This is a genomic window from Herbaspirillum sp. NPDC087042 (assembly GCF_044745245.1).
Classification (GTDB): Bacteria; Pseudomonadota; Gammaproteobacteria; order Burkholderiales; family Burkholderiaceae_D; genus Herbaspirillum.
Map to the genome: position 1 here is coordinate 295668 of NZ_JBIUZW010000001.1, position 20507 is coordinate 316174.

A 20507-nucleotide genomic window follows, 5' to 3' on the forward strand; every position below is an offset into this window, starting at 1 on the left:
CGATGAGCACGCCACCGGCTGCCTTGGCAGCCTCCCTCCCCACGACAGGCACTGCGCCCGGCCGCAGCGCCTACACCGCCTTCTTCGGCCGCCACGCTGCGTTCTGGCTGGCGCTGCCCTTCCCGCTGGGCTTGCTGCTGCTCTGGACGGTGGCCGCGCAACTGGGCTGGGTCGCGCCGCAGGTGCTGCCCTCGCCGCAAGCGGTGCTGGCCACCTTCATCGACCTGGCGCAATCGGGCGAACTGCTCGACAACCTGGGCATCAGTCTTCTGCGCGTGTTGCTGGGCTTTGGCGTGGGCGTGGCCGGCGGCTTGCTGCTGGGCGTGGCCATGGGCCTGTCGCCGCTGTTCAAGGACTACGTCTATCCCTTCTTCAAGGCCTTCAGCCAGGTACCGGTGCTGGGCTGGCTGCCCTTGCTGATGCTGCTGGTAGGCATCGACGAGGCGCTCAAGATCATCCTCATCGCCAAGGCGGCACTGGTGCCCATTGCGGTCAACACCTACAAGGGCATCGAGAACGTACCGGCCCGCTACGTCGAGGTGGCGCGGGTGCTGCGCTTTTCGCGCTGGCAGCTGCTGTGGCGGGTGATCTTCCCGGCGGCGCTGCCGCCGATCTGGAATGGCGTGCGCTATGGCTTCACACATGCCTGGCTGGCGCTGGTGGTGGTGGAACTGCTGGCGTCCTCCGAGGGGCTGGGCTACATGATCGTGTTCGGTCGCCAGCTGTTCCAGCTGGACGTGGTGATTGCCGCCGTGGCGGTGGTGGGCGTGGTGGGTTACCTGGGCGACCAGGTGCTGGCACGTATCGAAGTGATCCTGCTCGGCTGGCGCCGCAGCGGTTTTTGAGGAACTGCCATGAGTACCTCCCGACATGACCGTCACCCGGTGCCGCCTGCCTTGCGCGGCTGGGTGCTGCCCATTGCACTGGTGTTGCTGTGGTGGCTGGCGGCGCGCCTGCACTGGTCGACCTCGCCACTGCTGGTGCCGCCGGGCAAGGTGTGGGACACCGCCGTGCAGCAGTTGCTCAGTGGCGACCTGGCCCTTGCCCTGGCAGCCAGCCTGCGGCGCGACCTCATCGGCCTGGCCATTGGCGTGACGGCGGGCCTGGCCTTCGGCATCGCCTTCGGCCTGTCGCGGCTATTCGAACGGATGATCGGGCCGACCTTCCATACCCTGAAGCAGATTTCGCTGTTTGCCTGGATTCCGCTGCTGTCGGTGTGGTTCGGCCTGGGCGATGCGGCCAAGGTGGCCTTCCTGTCGCTGGCGGCCTTCTTTCCCGTAGTGCTCAACACCTTCGAAGGCATCCGCAGCGTGCCGGGCGAACTGATCGAGGCCGCCCGCGTGCTCAAGTTCAGCCGTCGCCAGTGGCTCACCAAGCTGGTGCTGCCGGCGGCGGCCCCCTCCATCCTGGCCGGCATCCACCTGGCCCTGGTGTATGCCTGGCTGGCCACGCTGGGGGCGGAATACCTGCTGGTCTCTGGCCAGGGCATCGGCAACACCATGATCGACGGGCGTGAACTGTTCCTGATGGATCTGGTGATCTTCGGCGTGCTGGTGGTGGGTTTTGTCGGCTTTGCCCTGAACTGGCTGGCCGCGCGCATCGAGCGCCGCCTGCTGGCATGGCGCGGGCGTTCGGTAGCGCAATTCTGAAAATTCTGAATTTTCCAAGGAGAGAAGATGGCCCAGGCCGGTACGCTGGAAATCCAGCACCTGAGTAAATCGTATGCCGTCAAGGACGGCGAGCTGGCCGTGCTGGAAGACGTGACGCTGCACATCGCGCCCGGCGAGTTCGTCAGCATCGTCGGCACCAGCGGTTGCGGCAAGTCCACCCTGCTGCGCCTGATCGTGGGGCTGGAAGACCAGTACCAGGGCCAGGTGCTGCTGGATGGCCAGCGCATCGTGGGTACAAGCCTGCAGCGCGGCATCGTGTTCCAGGAGCATCGCCTGTTCCCCTGGCTGACGGTGGAAGGCAATATCGAATTGGGCCTGCTCAACGCACCCGGCACGGCCGCGCAAAAGCGCGAGGCGGTGCGCGAGCATATCGCCCTGGTGGGCTTGCAGGGTTTCGAGAAATCCTATCCGCACCAGTTGTCGGGTGGCATGGCGCAACGCGTGGCCATTGCCCGCGCACTGGTGAGTAAGCCCGAGATCCTCTTGCTGGACGAGCCCTTCGGCGCGCTCGACGCCATGACCCGCGCCTACCTGCAACAGGAGCTGCACCGTGTCTGGCAGGCCGAGGGCATCACCATGATCCTGGTGACCCATGACGTGGAAGAAGCCGTCTACCTGGGTGACAAGGTAGTGGTGATGGAACCGCGCCCGGGCCGCGTGCGCCGCATCGTGCCGGTGGCGCTGGCCCATCCGCGCGACCGCGCCGACCTCGGCTTTGCCAGCGTCAAGCAGCAGGTGCTCGACGAGTTCTCGCACGACAGTGCCAGCCTGGCCGAGCCACCGCTCAAGCCGGAACGTGCGCTGGCGCCACCCTTGCCGGCTGCCTTGTGGCAATTCGCGGTATGAGCCGCTCCGCTTCTCCTTCCAGCCGGCGGCAGTTCCTGCGTGCCGGTGGTGCGCTTGCGGGGGCCGCGCTGGCACCAGCGGTGTCTGCCGCCACGGCCGGCCAGGCCCAGCCACTGGAAGTGGCGCCGTGGAGCAAGACGCCGGGCGAGCCGGCCCTGTGGCATCCCTACGGCCAGCCCTCGCCTTACGAAAAGAACGTGGTCCGCCGTACACGCGGCAGCGCCCCCTTCCCCGGCGCCAATTCCTCGATGACGCCGCTGCAGGACCTGTTCGGCATCATCACGCCGACCGGGCTGGTATTCGAGCGCCACCATGCAGGCATCCCGCTGATCGACCCTGGCCAGCATCGCCTGGCGGTACATGGACTGGTGGCCCGGCCGACACTCTTTACGATGGACGACCTGGTGCGCCTGCCCTCGGTGTCGCGCATCCACTTCCTGGAGTGTTCGGGCAATACCGGACGCGAATGGAAGGGGCCGGGCACGGCCTCGCTGCAATTCAGCCATGGCCTGCTGTCCTGCTGCGAGTGGACCGGCGTGCCACTGTCTGTCGTGCTGGACGAAGTGGGCGTGGATCCGCAGGCTAGCTGGATCCTGGCCGAAGGGGCCGATGCCGCCGGCATGTCACGCAGCATCCCCATCAGCAAGGCGCTTGACGATGCCCTGCTGGTGTATGCCCAGAACGGTGAGCGCCTGCGCCCCGAACACGGCTATCCGCTGCGCCTGTTCCTGCCCGGCTTCGAAGGCAACATGAGCGTGAAATGGCTGCGCCGCCTCAAGGTCGGGAGCGCGCCCTTCATGTCGCGCGAGGAAACCTCCAAGTACACCGACTCCCTGCCCGATGGCACGGCGCGGCAATTCACCTTCCTGATGGAGACCAAGTCGGTCATCACCTTCCCGGCCCCCGATCATCGCCTGCGCGAGGCGGGCTTCTACCAGATCTCGGGACTGGCCTGGACCGGGCGCGGACGCATCAAGCGGGTCGATGTCTCCACCGACGGCGGGCGCAACTGGAGTACGGCCACCTTGCAGGAACCGGTGCTCGATCGCGCCCTCACGCGCTTCACCCTGCCCTGGCGCTGGGACGGCGCGCCCACCGTGCTGCAAAGCCGGGCCATCGATGAGAGTGGCTATGTGCAGCCGACCGGGCGACAACTGGTCGATGCGCGCGGGCTGGAATCGAACTATCACTTCAATGCAATCCAGAGCTGGAAGGTGGCTGCCGATGGCGTCATTACCAATGTCCAGGTCTAGCCGGGTGGCGGCCCTGGCGCGGCTGCTGCCGGCCATCCTGCTGTCGTTGCTGGCCGGCAGTGCGCATGCCCAGCTCTACGGTATCGGCCAGCCCCTGGCCGAGCCTGTCGTAGCGCCCTGGAACATCGATGTCGACGCCCAGGGCCACGGCCTGCCGGCAGGTCGCGGCAGCGTCGCGCAGGGACGCGTGCTCTATGCCCAGCAATGCGCGGCCTGCCATGGCGAGAAGGGCCAGGGCAATCCGGCCGATGCCCTGGTGGGGGGGCGCGGCAGCCTGGCCACGGCCAAGCCGCTGAAGACCATCGGCAGCTTCTGGCCTTATGCCACCACGCTGTTCGATTTCATCAACCGGGCCATGCCCTATAACGCCCCCAAGAGTCTCAGTGCCGATGAGGTCTACGCGATCAGCGCCTATCTGCTCCATCTCAACGGCATCGTGCCGGCCGACACGGTGCTTGACGCCGCCTCGCTGGCGGCCGTGCGCATGCCCAACCGCGACGGCTTCGTCAGCGATACCCGTCCCGACACCAGCAATATCGCCTGCCGCCATTGCAAGACCGGCGCGGCAGGCCAGTAGCGAGGCTGTTCCCGACACACCGTACTGCCCTACCAACAAGGAGATCCGCCATGTCTGACACCCTGCTTGAGATCCACCCGGTCGCCGGCCGCATCGGCGCGGAAGTGCGCAACATCCGTCTCTCGGCCGAGCTGGAGCCGGCCACCTTTGCCGCCGTGCGCGCGGCATTGCTGCGCTACAAGGTACTGTTCTTCCGTGGCCAGCAACACCTCGACGATGCTGGCCAGGAAGCCTTCGGCAAGCTCTGGGGCGAACTGGTGGCGCATCCCACGGTGCCGGTACGCGATGGGACCGGTTACCTGCTGGAGCTGGACTCCGAACACGGCGGGCGGGCCAACTCCTGGCATACCGACGTGACCTTCGATGTGGCCTATCCGCAAGCTTCCATCCTGCGCGCGGTGGTGATCCCGGCTGCCGGTGGCGACACGGTCTGGGCCAATACCGCCCAGGCCTACCAGGACCTGCCGCCGGCGCTGCGCCAGCTGGCCGACCAGCTGTGGGCGCTGCATACCAACGACTACGACTATGCCGCACGCTTCAATACCACCGAGGCGGGCCTGAAACGCTATCGCGAAGTCTTCACCGCCACCCTCTACGAGACCGAGCATCCGGTCGTGCGGGTGCATCCCGAGAGCGGTGAACGCACACTGGTGCTGGGCCATTTCGTCAAGAAGCTGCTGGGCTACCCGACGCCGGATTCGGAACACCTGCTCAAGCTGCTGGAAAGCTACATAACCCGCCTGGAAAACACCGTGCGCTGGCGCTGGTCGGTGGGCGACGTGGCGATCTGGGACAACCGCGCCACCCAGCACTACGCCGTCAACGACTATGGCGACCAGCATCGCGTGGTGCGCCGGGTCACGGTGGCCGGCGACGTACCGGTATCGGTGGATGGCCGCGCCAGCGTCTCGCGCAGCGTGCAGCGCAAGCCGGCCGAGTCGGTCCGGGTGCCGCAGCCAGCGACGGTGGCGCCATGAGTTCGCCGCGCAAGCAGATGAAGCTGGGTGCCTTCGTGATGGCCACCGGCCATCATGTGGCGGGCTGGCGCCATCCTGGCGCACAGCCCGATGCCGGCCAGAACATCGCCCACTACCGGCAGATAGCCCAGGCGGCCGAGCGGGCCAAGTTCGACGCATTGTTCCTGGCCGATGGCGTCGCCATCCGCTCGCACGACCCAGAAACCCTGCACCGCACCGCCCGCGCGGCCTCCTTCGAGCCGCTGACGCTGCTGTCGGCTTTGTCCCAGGTGACCGAGCACATCGGCCTGGTGGCGACCGTCTCGACCACCTACAACGAGCCCTATCACGTGGCCCGCAAGTTCGCCTCGCTGGATCACCTCAGCCATGGCCGTGCGGCCTGGAACGTGGTGACCTCCTGGTCCGAGCATGAGGCCCGCAATTTCAACCTCGACAAGCATCCCGAACATGGCGCCCGCTATCAGCGCGCAGAGGAATTCGTCGACGTAGTGCGGGGCTTGTGGGATAGCTGGGAAGACGACGCCTTCCTCTATGACCGCGAAGAGGGCCTGCTCTTCGACGCGGCCAAGCTGCATGAGATCGACCATCGCGGCACCCATTTCTCGGTCAAGGGGCCCTTGAACGTGGCCCGTCCGGTGCAAGGCCACCCGGTGATCGTGCAGGCCGGATCTTCTGAGTCCGGCCAGGAACTGGCGGCGCGCACCGCCGAGGTGATCTTCACCGCGCAGCAGTCGCTGGCCGACGCCCAGGCCTTCTACACCAGCCTGAAGTCGCGCATGGCGCGCCATGGCCGCCATCCCGACCAGCTGAAGATCATGCCCGGCGTGTTCCCGGTGGTCGGCCGCAGCCACAGCGAGGCGCAGGAGAAGTATGAAGAGCTGCAATCGCTCATCCACCCCAGCGTGGGGGTGTCGATGCTGCAGCATCACCTCGGCGGCATCGACCTCTCCGGCTACCCGCTGGATGGCCCCTTGCCGGAAAACCTGCGCGAACCCAATGGCTCCAAGAGCCGCTTCCACCTGGTGACGGCGATGGCGCGACGCGAAGGCCTGACCTTGCGTCAGCTCTATCTGCGGGTCGCCACGGCACGCGGCCACTGGTCGCTGTATGGCACGCCGGAAAGTATCGCCGACGAGCTGGAAGCCTGGTTCACCCAGGGTGGTGCGGACGGTTTCAACATCATGCCGCCGACCTTGCCGGCCGGGCTGGACGACTTCATCGCCCTGGTCCTGCCGGAGCTGCGCCGGCGCGGCCTGTTCCGTAGTGAGTACGAAGGCCGTACCCTGCGCGAGAACCTGGGGCTGGCACGGCCGGCCTACCAGCCTTACCGGCAGGATGGGAGGTGGCAGCCCAAGGTGGCTTGATGGGCTAGTCGGGGTAGCCCCAATTTTTGATGTATATATACGTCAAAAAATGATTTATGATGCATATATGCGTCAAAAATCGGATTTCATCTCTACTGCAGTCCTGGATACGCTTGCCAGTCTTGGCGCGCGTATCCGTCGCGCGCGCCGTGCGCGCAAGCTCTCGCTGAGCGATCTGGAGCAGATGACGCGCATTCATCGCAGCACGCTGGGTCGCCTGGAACTGGGCGATGCCGGAGTCTCCATCGGCGTCTTCCTCACGGTATTGGAAAGCCTGCAGGAACTCTCGGACATCGCCTTGCTGGTGAGCCACCCGGAAACGCCAAGGCATCTGCGCGTGGCTGCCCCACCGGAACTGGATCAGGATTTCTGACATGCACCAGACCGCCTGCACCGTCTTCGACTGTACCGACCCTGCCGCACCGAGGCCGGTGGCGGGCTTCGCACTGGGCGCTGATGGCAATGGCATGCTCGGCTACGGCAAGCGCTATGTACTGCAGGAGGATGCTTTTGCCCTGGATCCGCTGCACCTGCCTCTGGGCATTGCGCCTCAGCAGGTGCGCCGCCGCCGCGATGGCTCCTTTGGCGTGCTCTCCGATGCCGGCCCCAATGCCTGGGGTGTGCGGCTGACCAGCAGCATCAACCGCAAATATGGACGCGCCCAGCCGGTGACGCCCGTGGACTGGTTCGTCCATTGCTGGCAATTTGGCTCTGGATGCCTGGGTTTCTCATCGCATCACAGCATCCCGCCACAGGTTGGCCCTGGGCCGCAGCCCCTATCCCACCTAGATGCACGACAGACCCTGGCCATCGAGGCCCTCACCGGTGACGCTGACGCCGAACTTGATGATGAGGCGGCGCGACTGTTCTTCCCTGGCGCGAGCCTGGGCGGCGTACGCCCCAAGACCGTGGTGTTGCATGAAGGCCAGGAATACATCGCCAAGTTCAGCCGGCTCGATGACCGTTTCGACGTGCCGGCCGTGGAATATGCCACCCTCCGCCTGGCCCATGCAGCAGGCATCGACGTCCCGGATTTCGAACTGGTCGCGCTGGGCCGCCATTCGGTGTTGCTGGTTGCGCGCTTCGACCGCACGGAGGATGGCCGGCGTATCCACTACCTGAGTGCCAACAGTCTCATCGATATCGACCAGGTGGAACCGGAACACTATCGCTCCCGCTATTCCTATGCCGGCATTGCGGAGGCCCTGCGGCCACTGGACGACCAGGCGCAAGCCGACAGCCACGCGCTGTTCCGGCGCATGGTCTTCAATATTCTGGTGGGCAATGTCGATGACCACATGCGCAACCATGCCCTGTTGATGGGCCAGGATGGTCGCTACCGCCTCTCCCCGGCTTTCGATCTGCTGCCGCACCTGGATGCCGCCTACCTGCCGCAATCGATAGGCGTGGGCAGCGATGGTGCGGCCAGCACCTTGTCCAATGCAATGTCGCAATGCCGACGCTTCCTGCTCAGGGAGGTCGAGGCACAACAGATCATCGACGAAGTACGGGCGGCGCTGTCGCCATGGCAGCAGGTCTTTGCCGAGTCCGGTGTCTCACGCACCGACATCCGCATGCTCCGACCCTGCTTCGGCCAGATCGACCAGGCCTGAGTCAGCACAGGCCTGCCGCAGAAGGCGCCACCCTGTCGCCATGCTGAAACAACCATCCAGAACAAAATTCTGTGCGGTTTGCCCTCCCCAGTTCAGGTGAAACGCCTGCCCCTCCCGCCGTATTCTTGATAGCCAATGCCAGGGCCATGTCCTCCTGCGGCCTTGCGCTTACCCCTCCCGATTTGCCGTTTTTCCGCTTTCCCTTTTCCATCCAGCACCGGAGCAAGACATGGCCCTAAAAGATTTCAAGGTACTCACGTTTGACGTCGTCGGCACCCTCATTGACTTTGAAGGCGGCATGCTCGCCTACCTGCGCCAGGCGGTGCCGGACAGCAAGCTCTCCGACGAGGATTTCCTGGCGGCCTATCGCGCCGCCCGCAGCGACGGCAATACCGGCTGGTACCCCGACGACCTGGAACGCTGCTGGCACGTCATCGCCCCCGGCCTGGGCCTGCCTGACAGCGACGAACTGGCACGCGGCCTGCGCGACTCGGTGGCCAGCTGGCCGGCTTTCCCGGATTCGGTCGAGGCCTTGCAGCGCCTGCGCAAGCACTTCAAGCTGGTCACCATGACCAACGCCCAGAGCTGGGCGCTGCAGCACTTTGCCCGCACCCTGGGCGAGCCCTTCGACATGCTGCTCAGTTGCGACGATGCGCTGTGCGAGAAGCCCGATCCGCAGTACTTCGCCTATGCCCGTGGCCGCTTCGAGGGCCAGTGGGGCTACCACCAGGCCGACAACCTGCATGTGGCGCAGAGCCAGTATCACGACATTGGCGTCTCCAAGGGCCTGGGCATCACCACCTGCTGGATCGAACGTCGCCATGGCAAGGCCAGCTCCGGCGGCACCATCTCGTCGGCCCACACGGTGCCGGACTACCATTTCCATACCCTGGCCGAGCTGGCCGACGCCGTCGAGGCCGGCCGCTAAGCACCCCGCCATCCCGCCACCCCACTCAGGAGCAGCATCATGGACGACAAGAACAAAAGCAGTCTGGACCACCTCATCGGCGCCGACGAAAGCCAGCGCCTGATGACCTGTATGCAGCGCGGCGCCACCCGCCGCGACATCCTCAAGATCCTCATGGCCGGCGGCATGCAGGCCACCCTGGCGGGCGGGTTGGCCACCACGGCCATGACTGCCCATGCGCAGACGCCGCGCCGGGGTGGCCGCATCACCGTGGGCAGCGATACGGCGTCGGTGAGCGATACGCTGGATCCGGCCAAGCAATCCAACAAGACCGACTACTGCCGTGGCACCATGCTCTACAACGGCCTGACCACGCTGGATGCCAGCCTCACGCCACAGCCTGCGCTGGCCGAGTCGTTTGCTACCAAGGATGCCAAGGTCTGGGTGTTCAAGCTGCGCAAAGGGGTCAGCTTCCATGATGGCAAGCCACTCACGCCGGCCGACGTGGTCTTTTCCATCCTGCGCCACAAGGATCCGGCCACTGCCTCCAAGGCCAAGCCGCTGGCCGACCAGATCGAGAGTGTCAAGGAAAGCGGCCCCGGCGAGGTCACCATCACCCTCACCTCGGCCAATGCCGACCTGCCGGTGATCGTGGGGACCTTCCACTTCCATATCGTCAAGGCCGGCACCACCGACTTCAATGCGGGCATTGGCACCGGGCCCTACAAGCTCAAGGAATTCAAGCCCGGCATCCGCTCGGTGATGGTGCGCAACGACAACTACTGGAAGCCCGGCAAGCCCTACCTGGACGAGATCGAACTGGTCGGCATCGGGGACGAGAGCGCGCGCGTCAATGCCCTGCTGGCCGGCAGCCTGGACCTGGTGGCCAACCTCAACCCGCGCTCCATCGAACGCATCAAGGGCAGTGCCGGCTATGCCATCCTGGAAACCCAGTCCGGTGCCTATACCGACCTGATCCTGCGCAAGGATGTCGGGCCCGGCGCCAATCCCGATTTCGTGATGGCCATGAAATACCTGCTCGATCGCGAAGTGATGAAGAAGAACATCACCCTGGGCCATGCCGTACTGGGCAACGACCAGCCGATCGATCCGACCAACCGCTTCTACCTGGCCGGCCTGCCGCAACGCCAGATGGATCTGGACAAGGCCAAGTTCCACCTGCAGAAATCGGGGGTGACCGGACGGGTGCCGGTGGTGGCGTCGACGGCGGCCATGTATTCGGTGGATATCGCCACCGTGCTGCAACAGAGCGCCCAACGCATCGGCCTGGAGCTGGAACTCAAGCGCATGCCGGCCGAGGGTTACTGGTCCAACCACTGGCTCAACAGCCCGGTGGGTTTTGGCAACGTCAATCCCCGCCCCAGCGCCGACGTGCTGCTGACGCAGTTCTTCCAGTCGGCCGCACCCTGGAACGAGTCGCGCTACAAGAGCGAAAAGTTCGACCAGCTGCTCACCGGCGCCCGTGCCGAGATCGATGTCGGCAAGCGCAAGCAGATGTATGCCGACATGCAGACCATGATTCACGAGCAGGCCGGTATCGGTATCCCGATGTTCCTGGCCAGCCTGGATGGGCATAGCAGCAAGCTCAAGGGCCTCTCGCCGATTCCGCTGGGCGGGATGATGGGCTATTCCTTCGCCGAGAACGTCTGGCTGGACGCCTGATACGCTGATCTGCAAGCACGCCGGGGCTGGTCATTGACCATCCCCGGCGTGTCTCTTTTGACTTACACTCTATCGCCATTGGCAGCCAGCCGCCCAAGGCGAGACGATGAGAATATTGCTGGTCGAAGACGACCCCATGATCGGCGAGGAAGTGCGCGCCGCCCTGAAGGACAACAGCTACGCGGTCGACTGGACCCGGGACGGGCCGTCGGCCCTGGCCGCGCTGGCGCACCAGGCCTATGACGCCGTGCTGCTCGATCTGGGCCTGCCTGGCAAGGATGGCCTGGAGGTCCTGCGTCATCTGCGTATTCGCCTGGCCACGCCGGTGCTGGTCATCACCGCCCGCGATGGCGTCGACGATCGTATTGCCGGCCTGGATGCCGGCGCCGACGATTATGTGCTCAAGCCCTTCGCCATCGGCGAACTGCTGGCGCGCCTGCGGGCGGTGCTGCGGCGCAAGTCGGGCGTGGCGATCGACCTGCTGTCAAATGGCGCGCTGGAACTTGACGTGGCGGCCAAGACCGCACGCTGGCGCGAACAGGAGCCCACGCCGCTGTCGGCGCGTGAATTCGCCCTCCTGCATGCCTTGATGGCGCGGCCCGGCGCCATCCTCTCGCGCGGGGAACTGGAGGAGCGCATCTATGGCTGGGGCGAAGAGGTAGAAAGCAACGCCGTCGAATTCCTCATCCATTCGCTGCGCAGGAAGCTCGACAAGGATGCCATCAGGAACGTCAGGGGGATGGGATGGCTGGTCGCCAGGGAACCATGATCACCTCGCTGCAGTGGCGGCTGTCGCTGACCCTGACGGCGGCTATCCTGGTGGTGGCCGTCGGTGCCGGCTGGCTGGGTTTCAGGTCAGCGTATGACGACACCATCGGCCTGCAGGATGATCTGCTCATGCAAGTCGGGTCCCTGCTGGACCGGCTGGAGGTGGCACTGCCAGACGAAGGCCTGGTCGGCGGCTATCCCGGCGCCGACCATGAATCCCGCATCACCCTGCAAAAACTGGATGGCGGGGAGCATGCGCAGCCGTCGCAGGAGCATGTGCTCAGTTTGCCGGCGGATCTGCCGGAAGGCTTGCAGACCGTGCTAGCCCAGGGGGAATATTTCCGGATCTATGTCCGCACCTTGCACTCCGGGGTGCGCATTGCCTTATCCCAGGAAACCGATGTGCGCGAACAGATCGCCTATCGCAATGCCTGGCGCGCCATCCTGCCCTTCCTGGCACTGGTGCCACTGCTGTTGCTGGTGATCCATCGCCTGGTGCGCAGCCTGCTGGCGCCGGTCAACCTGCTCAGCCAGGAGATCGATGGCCGCCGCGATGACGACCTGCATGCCATCGCCACGACCACCCTGCCGCGCGAGATCCGGCCATTCGTCGACGCCATCAATCGCCTGTTGCAGCGGGTGGGCGATACCCTTGCCGTGCAGCGACGCTTCGTGGCTGATGCTGCCCATGAACTGCGTACGCCGCTGACGGCCCTGTCGCTGCAGGCCGAGCGCTTCGAACAGGCCGAACTCACCAGCGACGGCCGCCAGCGCCTGGCGCGCTTGCGCAGTGGCATCGATCGCGCCAAGGCGCTGCTGCACCAGCTGCTGACACTGGCACGGACGCAGGCCGCGCCGCCACGGGAGAACACCGTCTTCGCCGTGCGCGAACTCATCCGCCAGGTGCTCGAAAACCTGCTGCCACTGGCCCAGCAAAAGGACATCGAGATCGGCGTGGATGCCTGTGGCGACGCCCGCATCCGGTCCAGCGAGCTGGAACTGGCGCTGGTGCTCAACAACCTGATCGACAATGCGATCCGCTACACGCCGTCTGGCGGGCGCATCGATATTGCGGTGCAGGAGCAAGCAGGCCAGGTCAGGGTCGTGATTGCCGACAACGGCCCCGGCATTCCGGTGGCGCAATGGCAACAGGTCTTCGAGCCGTTCTATCGGCTCAATGGCAACCAGGAACCGGGATCGGGACTGGGCCTGGCGATCGTCAAGACGATCGTCGAGCGCCTGCACATCGGGATCGCGCTGGCTTTTTCCGACCAGGATCAAGGAACAGGCTTGCAGATAAGTCTTATCATACCGACAGCCACCCCGGCCAACCCTGCTATCCCGGGCCAGCTCTAAGGCCGGCCTAAGTTTGGGTCCGTACCATCGGGGTCGCCAGCAAGCCGCTGGTCATTTCTTTCCAGGAAAGGAGCCAAGCATGACATCTTCCATCAGTGGTCTGTCCAGCAACTGGAGCGTACCGACCCACGTCGGCACCGCCCCGGCACGCACGACCGGTATCGATAGTGACGGTGATCGCGACAACAGCGCGCCGGGTGAAGCCGAGAAGCCCAAGGCCAGCACGGGCGCGCTCGGCACCATCATCGACACGCACGCCTGACCCGTCTTGCTGGCCATTGCCGCACGGATGGCCAGTGTTTCACCGGAGACTCCCGGAAAGCCGACTACGCCATGAAGCGAACTCACTACCATCCCCTCTCGGTCACCCTGCACTGGGTGATCTTCCTGCTCTTCGTGGTGGCACTGGCCACCATCGAATTCCGTGGCGAAGTGCCCAAGGGCGATCCATTGCGCGACCTGCTGCGCACCATCCACATGCATGCCGGGCAACTGGTGCTGATCCTGGTGCTGCTGCGCATCCTCGCGCGCCAGCTGCTGGGCGTGCCGCCCGAACTGGATCTGCCCCGGATCCAGCGCTGGGGGGCGCAGGCCGTGCACCTGCTGCTGTATGTGGTGATGATCGGCCTGCCCATTACCGGCATCCTGTTCACCCAGGCCGGCGGCGGCGATGTGGTGTTCTTCGGCACCACCCTGCCGGTGCTGATGGCCAAGAACCAGGCATTGCGCGGACCGATCAAGGACGTCCACGAGCTCATGGGCAATGCCGTCTACTTCCTGGTGGGCTTGCACATCCTGGGCGCGCTGTGGCATCAGTTCATCGACAAGATGCCTATCCTGCAGCGCATGTCGTGGAAGTCGTCACGCAAGCCCTGAAATCGTCCGCCCCCCCTCCTCAGGCATCGGGGGGCTTGGGAAAACGCAGCGTGAATTTCGCACCGGTGCCATCGCTGCGGTTGCCAAAGAGGATGGAGGCGCCATGCCCCTCCAGGACCGCCTTGACGATGGCCAGGCCCAGGCCGGCACCACTGGTCTGCTCCAGTTGCGAGGCGCGCCCGCGATAGAAACGCTCGAACAGGTGGCCCAGGTCGTTGGCGGCAATGCCCGGGCCGTGGTCGGCCACCACCAGGGTGGCGCCTTCGGCGTCTTCGCTGACGCTGACCTCGACGGCGGATTGCGGCGGGGAGAACTTGATCGCATTGTCCAGCAGGTTGTTGAGCACCAGCATGGCCGCGCGCTGCCCGACCCTGGCCTGCACCGGTTGCGCCGCATGCAGCACCAGCGCAATGCCACGCGCCTGCGCAGCACCTTGCCACTTCGCCACACCTTCGCTGGCCAACTGGTCGAGACGGATGTTCTCGACGGTGCGGGTTTCCTGGCCGGCATCGAGCCGGGCCATCAGCAGCAGTTCTTCCACCACGCTGGTGAGACCGGCGACTTCTTCCAGGCAGGAGTGCAGGGTTGCCACATAGTCCTCACCCGAGCGGGGCCGACGCAGGGATAGCTCGATCTCGGTACGCAGGCGCGACAGGGGCGAGCGGATCTCGTGGGCCGCATTGGCGGTGAAGTTGCGCTGCAGTTCGAAGGCCCGCTCCAGCCGTTCCAGCATGGAATTGAGGGTGCTGACCAGGTGGCCGATCTCGTCATCGCTGCCGGGATGGGCCAGCCGCTCGCCCAGGTTGGCATCACTGATGCGGCGCGCCTGCGCGGCGATGCGTTCGACGGTACCAAACAGGCGCCCGGTCAGCACGGCGCCAGCTGCCGCCAGGGCCAGCAACAGCGCCAGGGCCAGTCCGCCGAACAGCAGAGCGGCCGATTGCAGGGTGCGATCGGCATCATCGAGCGAACCGGCCACCTGCACGGCGAACTTGCGATCGCCCACGCGCACCGGTACCGAAACCATGCGCAAGGGTTCTTCGCTGGCATGCGGCAGGGTTTCAAAGACCGTCTGCCCCTGCTCCATGCTCTTGAGCAGGCTCATGGAGACCGGTAGCGCGGCCACCCCGAGATTATTGCTGCGCCCGAGGATATTGCCGTGGACGTCGATGATCTGTACCAGGCGGTCCAGGCGCACCAGCGAGGGCGGCGCCGTGCCCGGACTGGGCTCGTGGACGTGGATGGCCGCGGGCGTGGTCTCCATGAGCAGCCCGGCCTCGGTCTCGCCCAGCGCCAGCAGGGCGGCGTCAAGCTGGCCCAGCACCGACTGCGACAACAGCCACCAGCCGGTGGCCGCCGCACAGGTGACGATCATCACCACCGCCATCAGGTGGACCAGCAGCAAGCGTTGCCTGAAACCCATGGCGATTACGGCCTTTCCTGGCGAATGACAAAGCCCTGCCCGCGCAGGGTCTCGATCTGCACGGTCTGCCCGTCGGCGCCCCCGCTATCGAGCTTGCGCCGCAGGTTCTTGATATGGACGTCGATGAGGTTGTCGATGGCGATCAGGTCGGCATGCCAGACTTCCTCGGCCAGCTGTTGCCGGCTGACCACATTGCCGGCATGACGCACCAGCAGCACCAGCACGGCATATTCCTTCTGGGTCAGGTCCAGGCGCTGACCTGCGCGCACTACCTCGTGGGCCAGCAGGTCGATGCGCAGGTCGGCCAGTTGCAGCTGGGTCACCTGCATCCTGCTCGGGCGGCGCAGCAGCGCATGCAGGCGCGCCAGCAATTCCTCGAAGGCGAATGGCTTGGCCAGATAGTCATCGACACCGGCATTGAGTCCCTCGACCCGGTCAAGCAGGGCATCGCGCGCCGTCAGCATCAGGATGGGCCATTGCACGCTCTCCTGGCGCACGCGCTGGCACAGTGAGATGCCATCCATGCCGGGCAGCATGCGATCGAAGATGGCCACGTCGAAGCGCTCGCCAAGATGGCCCAGCGCCTGCTCGGCACTGTGCGCCACCGTGATCGTGAAGCCCTCTTCCTGCAAGCCCTGGGCCAGCAGCCGGGCGGCTTTCTTGTCGTCTTCCACTAGCAGGATCTGCATGCCGTCCTAGTTCCATCCATCAATTAAACCATCATCGTGAAGCCCTCTTTCCTGAAGAACAATTCAGGAAGCGCTTCATCTAGCCCACCTATCATAGCGAAGTTTTCTGCCGCTCAACAGCCTGGTACCGGCCACGCTGATGCGGCCTGCAAGACATGCAGGTGGTGTCGCCACAGGGGAGATGCCACCGCCCCTCCGTTTCCGCACGATGCGCACGATGCGCACAATCTGCACAGCCCACGGTGCCACCATGAAAAACAGAATCTCCACGACCAGGAACCTGGTCGTCCTGCTTGGCGCAGCCGCCCTCATTGCCGTCGCCGTGCGCGGCGTCATGCCGCTCATGGCCGGTGAAGTCAAGAGCAGCGTTGCCAGCCCCATCCTGACGCATGAAGGCCAAGCCATCGTCATTCCGGCCGAGTCCGCCCTGCGCGACACCTTGAAGACCGCTGTCATCGAACAGCGCGATATTGCCCTGCCCTTCAGCCTGCCGGCCTCGGTCGAAGCTGATCCGGCGCGCCTGGCCAGGATCCTGCCGCCGACCACCGGACGCATCGTCGCCATCCAGAAGCGATTGGGCGACGACGTCAAGGCCGGTGACGTCCTCTTCGAAGTGGAGTCCTCCGACCTGGCGCAAGCCATCAGTGACGACCGCAAGGCCCAGGCGGCCCTGGCGCTCACGCGTCGCAGCCTGGAGCGCCAGCGCAGCCTGGACCAGGCCAACATCTCGGCGCGCCGTGATCTGGAGCAGGCGCAGAGCGACTATGAACAGGCCGACAGCGAAGCTGCCCGCAGCCGCGCCCGCGTGGCGGCCCTGGGTGGTGCACGCGCCTCCGGCGGCGGCTCGCGCCTGGCTGTACGCTCGCCCGTCAGCGGTCACGTCATCGAACTCAATGCCGCCGTGGGCAGCTTCTGGAATGACGCCACCGCTTCCGTGATGACGGTGGCCGACCTGTCCTCGGTCTATGTCACCGCCAGCGCCCAGGAAAAAGACCTGTCACGCGTCTATGCCGGCCAGGATGCCGAGCTGGCGCTGGACGCCTATCCCGGCCAGATCCTGCAGGCCAAGGTCCGCTCGGTGGCCCAGGTGCTCGATCCCGATACCCGTACCGTGAAGGTCCGCATCCTGGCGGCCAACAAGGATGAGCGGCTCAAGCCGGGCATGTTTGCCCAGGTGACCCTGCGCGAGCACGCGCATGTGGGCATGCTCATGCCGATGTCGGCGGTGGTGCAGACCGGCTTTGCCAATCGCGTCTTCGTCGAGGTCGCGCCGTGGAAGTTCGAGGCTCGCAAGGTCAGCCTGGGCGCCCAGGTGGGCAACGATGTCGAAGTCACCGAAGGCCTGACATCGGGCGCACGCGTGGTCGTCAAGGATGGAGTGCTGCTCAATGATTGAACGCCTCGTCAACCTCTGCTTCCAGCGGCGCGGCATCGTCAAGCTGGTGTTCCTGCTGGCCGGTCTGTACGGCTGGTATTGCTGGAACCAGCTGCCCCTGGAAGCCTATCCGGATATCGCCGACGTCACCTCCCAGGTGGTCACCCAGGTCAATGGCCTGGCCGCCGAAGAGGTCGAACAGCAGATCACCATCCCGCTGGAGCGCCAGATCATGGGCACGCCGGGCATGCATGTGATGCGCTCGCAAAGCACCTTCGGCCTGTCGCTCATCACCGTGGTCTTCAACGATGGCGCCGAGGATTACTGGTCGCGCCAGCGCCTGCAGGAACGCATCTCCGCTGTCACCCTGCCCTATGGCGCCCAGCCCGGGCTGGATTCTCTGACCTCGCCCATCGGCGAGATCTACCGCTATACCCTGCAATCGAAGACGCGTGACCTGCGCGAGCTCTCCGAGCTGCAGTTCTGGAAGGTCATCCCGCGCTTGAAGCAGGTCTCCGGCGTGGTGGACGTGTCCAACTTCGGCGGCCTGACCACCCAGTTCATGCTGGAACTCGATCCGAACAAGCTGATCAAGTACAACACCTCGCTGAACCAGATCAGCCAGGCCATCTCGAACAACAACGCCAATGCCGGCGGCAGCATCATGAAGCGCGGCGAACAGGGCCTGGTCATTCGCGGCGTGGGCCTGATCCGCAGCCTCGATGACCTGGGCAATATCGTGGTCTCGCAAAAGAATGGCGTGCCGGTGCTGGTCAAGGATCTGGGCCGGGTCGTGCTGGGCAACCAGGAACGCCATGGCATGCTGGGCATCGACGATCAGGCCGACGCCATCGAGGGCATCACCCTGCTGCTGAAGAACGAGAATCCTTCCCGCGTCATGCAGGGCGTGCATGCGGCCGTCGAGGACCTCAACGAACACATCCTGCCCAAGGACGTCAAGATCGTCCCCTACATCGACCGCAGCAAGCTGGTCGAGGCCACCGTCCATACGGTGGGCAAGACCCTGATCGAGGGCATGGTGCTGGTCTCGCTGGTGCTGTTCCTGTTCCTAGGCAGCCCGCGCGCGGCGGCCATCGTGGCCATCACGATCCCGCTGTCGCTGCTGACGGCCTTCATCCTGATGCACCACTTCAAGATCCCGGCCAACCTGCTCTCGCTGGGGGCGATCGACTTCGGCATCCTGGTCGACGGCGCCATCGTGCTGGTGGAAAGCATCCTGCGCCTGCGCGAAGAACGCCCGGAAGGCGAGATCACCGGCGAGGACGTGATGCAACTGATGCGTCAGCTGGCGCGCCCGATCTTCTTCGGCATGCTGGTCATCATCATTGCCTATCTGCCGCTGTTCGCCTTCCAGCGCATCGAATACAAGCTGTTCTCGCCGATGGCCTTTGCGGTGGGTTTTGCCCTGCTGGGCGCGCTGCTGGTGGCCTTGCTGCTGACCCCGGGGCTGTCGTGGCTGGCCTATCGCCGTCCGGTGAAGGTGTTCCACAACCCGGTGCTGGTGTGGCTGGAGCCGCGCTATCGCAATGTGCTGGGCCACCTGGTGGGACGCTCGCGCTTCGTGCTGGCCATGACCGCGCTGACCCTGGCCGCCATCGGCGTGCTGGGGGCGACCATCGGTCGCGATTTCCTGCCCTACCTGGATGAAGGTTCGATCTGGCTGCAGGTGCAGTTGCCGCCGGGCGTCTCGCTGGACAAGGCCGGCGAGCTGGCCGACCGCCTGCGCGCGGCCACCCGCGAATTCCCCGAGGTCGAGCACATCGTGACCCAGGTCGGTCGCAACGACGATGGCACCGACCCCTTCACGCCCTCGCACATCGAATGCGCGGTGACCCTGCACCCCTACGCGGAATGGAAATCCGGCTGGACCAAGCAAGAGCTGATCGCCCACATGTCGGAGCGTTTCAAGAAGCTGGCCGGTATCGAGGTCGGCTTCACCCAGCCCATGATCGATGGCGTGCTCGACAAGCTCTCCGGTTCGCATAGCGACCTGGCCGTGAAGATCTATGGCAATGACTTCCGCGACATGCGTACTCTGGCCACTTCGGTGCAGGGCGTGCTGCAGGATGTGCCGGGTGCCGCCGACGTGATCATCGACCAGGAGCCGCGCCTGCCGCAGGTGCGCGTGAATGTCGATCGTGGCGCCGCCGCCCGCCTGGGCATCAATGTGGCCGACATCATGGCCCTGATCCAGACCGGTATCGGTGGCAGTCCGGTGACCCAGGTCTTCATCGAGGAACGCAGCTACAACGTGGCCGCGGTCTTCAACAGCAAGGCACGCTCCAACCCGGAGGCGCTGGGCAACCTCACGCTGGTGGCGGCCAATGGCGCCCACGTGGCGCTCTCGCAGGTGGCGCGCATCACCATGGAAGATGGCGAAACCACCATCACCCGTGAAATGAACCGCCGCCACCTGACCGTGCGTCTGAACCTGCGCGGTCGTGACCTGGCGTCCTTCCTGGAGGATGCCAAGGCCCGCATCGACCAGCAGGTGCACTACGACCACGCCCGCTACGAAATTGCCTGGGGCGGCCAGTTCGAGAACCAGCAACGTGCCCAGGCACGCCTGGCGCTGATCGTGCCGATGGCGCTGGCCTTCATGTTCGTGCTGCTGTTTGCCGAGTTCAAGAACCTGCGCCAGCCCGCGCTGATCCTGCTGTGCGTGCCGCTGGCCACGCTGGGCGGCCTGGTAGCCCTGCACCTGCGCGGCATGACCTTGAACGTCTCCTCGGCGGTGGGCTTCATCGCCCTCTTCGGAGTCGCCGTGTTGAACGCGATCATCATGATGTCCAACCTGAACCGCTGGGTCAGCCAGTCCGGCCTGCCCTTGCGCGAAGCGGTCATCGGCGGTGCGCTCGAACGTATGCGTCCGGTGCTGATGACCGCCACCGTGGCGGCCCTGGGCCTGGTGCCGGCGGCCATCGCCCACGGCCTGGGCAGTGACGTGCAGCGTCCGCTGGCCACCGTGGTGGTGGGCGGCCTCATGAGTGCCACCATCCTGACCCTGGTGCTGCTGCCGGCCCTGTACTACCTGGTCGAGACGATGCTGGCGCGGCGCGCGGGCGCGGCGGCCAACAACAATGCCAACGCACATTGAGGACGACCACAT

General features: G+C 65.3%; 19 protein-coding genes. 17 read left to right on the forward strand and 2 right to left on the reverse strand.

Annotated elements, in window-relative coordinates; all coding sequences use genetic code 11:
• The first annotated feature begins 2 nt into the window (after window positions 1–2).
• The 15 genes from ACIPHN_RS01315 (at window position 3) to ACIPHN_RS01385 (ending at window position 13890) form a co-directional block, all read left to right on the forward strand.
• Window positions 3–845: an ABC transporter permease gene (locus ACIPHN_RS01315; RefSeq protein ID WP_400431622.1), complete on the forward strand. Its 843-nt coding sequence runs from the start codon at window positions 3–5 to the stop codon at window positions 843–845.
• Between the two features lie 9 nt (window positions 846–854).
• Window positions 855–1649, forward strand: coding sequence for an ABC transporter permease (locus ACIPHN_RS01320; protein WP_400431625.1), 795 nt, complete (start codon window positions 855–857; stop codon window positions 1647–1649).
• 27 nt (window positions 1650–1676) lie between these two features.
• Window positions 1677–2516 carry an ABC transporter ATP-binding protein gene (locus ACIPHN_RS01325; protein WP_400431628.1) on the forward strand — a complete coding sequence of 280 codons (840 nt, stop codon included), beginning with the start codon at window positions 1677–1679 and terminating at the stop codon, window positions 2514–2516.
• Window positions 2513–3769, forward strand: a complete 1257-nt coding sequence (gene soxC / locus ACIPHN_RS01330; protein WP_400431630.1) for a sulfite dehydrogenase — start codon at window positions 2513–2515, stop codon at window positions 3767–3769. Before ACIPHN_RS01325 ends, soxC begins: the two co-directional genes overlap by 4 nt.
• Window positions 3756–4346 carry a c-type cytochrome gene (locus ACIPHN_RS01335; protein WP_400431632.1) on the forward strand — a complete coding sequence of 197 codons (591 nt, stop codon included), beginning with the start codon at window positions 3756–3758 and terminating at the stop codon, window positions 4344–4346. Before soxC ends, ACIPHN_RS01335 begins: the two co-directional genes overlap by 14 nt.
• Window positions 4347–4396: 50 nt before the next feature.
• Entirely contained in the window at window positions 4397–5323 is a 927-nt protein-coding gene (locus ACIPHN_RS01340; RefSeq protein WP_400431634.1) for a TauD/TfdA dioxygenase family protein, read from the forward strand.
• Complete coding sequence (locus tag ACIPHN_RS01345) at window positions 5320–6687, forward strand: LLM class flavin-dependent oxidoreductase (protein WP_400431636.1); 1368 nt, start codon at window positions 5320–5322, stop codon at window positions 6685–6687. The genes ACIPHN_RS01340 and ACIPHN_RS01345 overlap by 4 nt, the downstream gene beginning before the upstream one ends.
• Window positions 6688–6754: 67 nt before the next feature.
• A complete protein-coding gene (locus ACIPHN_RS01350) occupies window positions 6755–7060 on the forward strand; it encodes a helix-turn-helix domain-containing protein (protein WP_400431638.1) in 306 nt (101 codons plus the stop codon).
• A 1-nt stretch (window position 7061) separates the two neighbouring features.
• A complete protein-coding gene (locus ACIPHN_RS01355; protein ID WP_400431640.1) occupies window positions 7062–8300 on the forward strand; it encodes a type II toxin-antitoxin system HipA family toxin in 1239 nt (412 codons plus the stop codon).
• 229 nt (window positions 8301–8529) lie between these two features.
• On the forward strand, window positions 8530–9228 hold the full coding sequence (locus tag ACIPHN_RS01360) for an HAD-IA family hydrolase (protein ID WP_400431642.1): 699 nt from the start codon (window positions 8530–8532) through the stop codon (window positions 9226–9228).
• Between the two features lie 39 nt (window positions 9229–9267).
• Window positions 9268–10890 (forward strand): ABC transporter substrate-binding protein, encoded by a 1623-nt coding sequence (locus ACIPHN_RS01365; RefSeq protein ID WP_400431644.1) that lies wholly within the window; start codon window positions 9268–9270, stop codon window positions 10888–10890.
• A 106-nt stretch (window positions 10891–10996) separates the two neighbouring features.
• Window positions 10997–11659 carry a response regulator transcription factor gene (locus ACIPHN_RS01370; protein WP_400431647.1) on the forward strand — a complete coding sequence of 221 codons (663 nt, stop codon included), beginning with the start codon at window positions 10997–10999 and terminating at the stop codon, window positions 11657–11659.
• Window positions 11656–13014 (forward strand): ATP-binding protein, encoded by a 1359-nt coding sequence (locus tag ACIPHN_RS01375; protein WP_400431650.1) that lies wholly within the window; start codon window positions 11656–11658, stop codon window positions 13012–13014. The genes ACIPHN_RS01370 and ACIPHN_RS01375 overlap by 4 nt, the downstream gene beginning before the upstream one ends.
• A gap of 79 nt (window positions 13015–13093) precedes the next feature.
• On the forward strand, window positions 13094–13276 hold the full coding sequence (locus ACIPHN_RS01380) for a hypothetical protein (RefSeq protein WP_400431653.1): 183 nt from the start codon (window positions 13094–13096) through the stop codon (window positions 13274–13276).
• Window positions 13277–13347: 71 nt separating this feature from the next.
• The gene (locus tag ACIPHN_RS01385) at window positions 13348–13890 is read left to right on the forward strand and encodes a cytochrome b (RefSeq protein WP_400431655.1); all 543 of its coding nucleotides are present in this window, start codon (window positions 13348–13350) and stop codon (window positions 13888–13890) included.
• A 19-nt stretch (window positions 13891–13909) separates the two neighbouring features.
• Here ACIPHN_RS01385 and ACIPHN_RS01390 read toward each other — a convergent pair whose 3' ends face one another.
• Both ACIPHN_RS01390 and ACIPHN_RS01395 read right to left on the reverse strand, forming a co-directional pair.
• The gene (locus tag ACIPHN_RS01390; protein WP_400431658.1) at window positions 13910–15313 is read right to left on the reverse strand and encodes a sensor histidine kinase; all 1404 of its coding nucleotides are present in this window, start codon (window positions 15311–15313) and stop codon (window positions 13910–13912) included.
• Between the two features lie 5 nt (window positions 15314–15318).
• Complete coding sequence (locus ACIPHN_RS01395) at window positions 15319–16002, reverse strand: response regulator transcription factor (RefSeq protein ID WP_400431661.1); 684 nt, start codon at window positions 16000–16002, stop codon at window positions 15319–15321.
• A 250-nt stretch (window positions 16003–16252) separates the two neighbouring features.
• Between ACIPHN_RS01395 and ACIPHN_RS01400 the strand changes: the two genes are divergently transcribed.
• Window positions 16253–17398 carry an efflux RND transporter periplasmic adaptor subunit gene (locus tag ACIPHN_RS01400; protein WP_400431663.1) on the forward strand — a complete coding sequence of 382 codons (1146 nt, stop codon included), beginning with the start codon at window positions 16253–16255 and terminating at the stop codon, window positions 17396–17398.
• The gene (locus ACIPHN_RS01405) at window positions 17391–20495 is read left to right on the forward strand and encodes an efflux RND transporter permease subunit (RefSeq protein ID WP_400431666.1); all 3105 of its coding nucleotides are present in this window, start codon (window positions 17391–17393) and stop codon (window positions 20493–20495) included. The genes ACIPHN_RS01400 and ACIPHN_RS01405 overlap by 8 nt, the downstream gene beginning before the upstream one ends.
• Window positions 20496–20507: the final 12 nt, after the last annotated feature.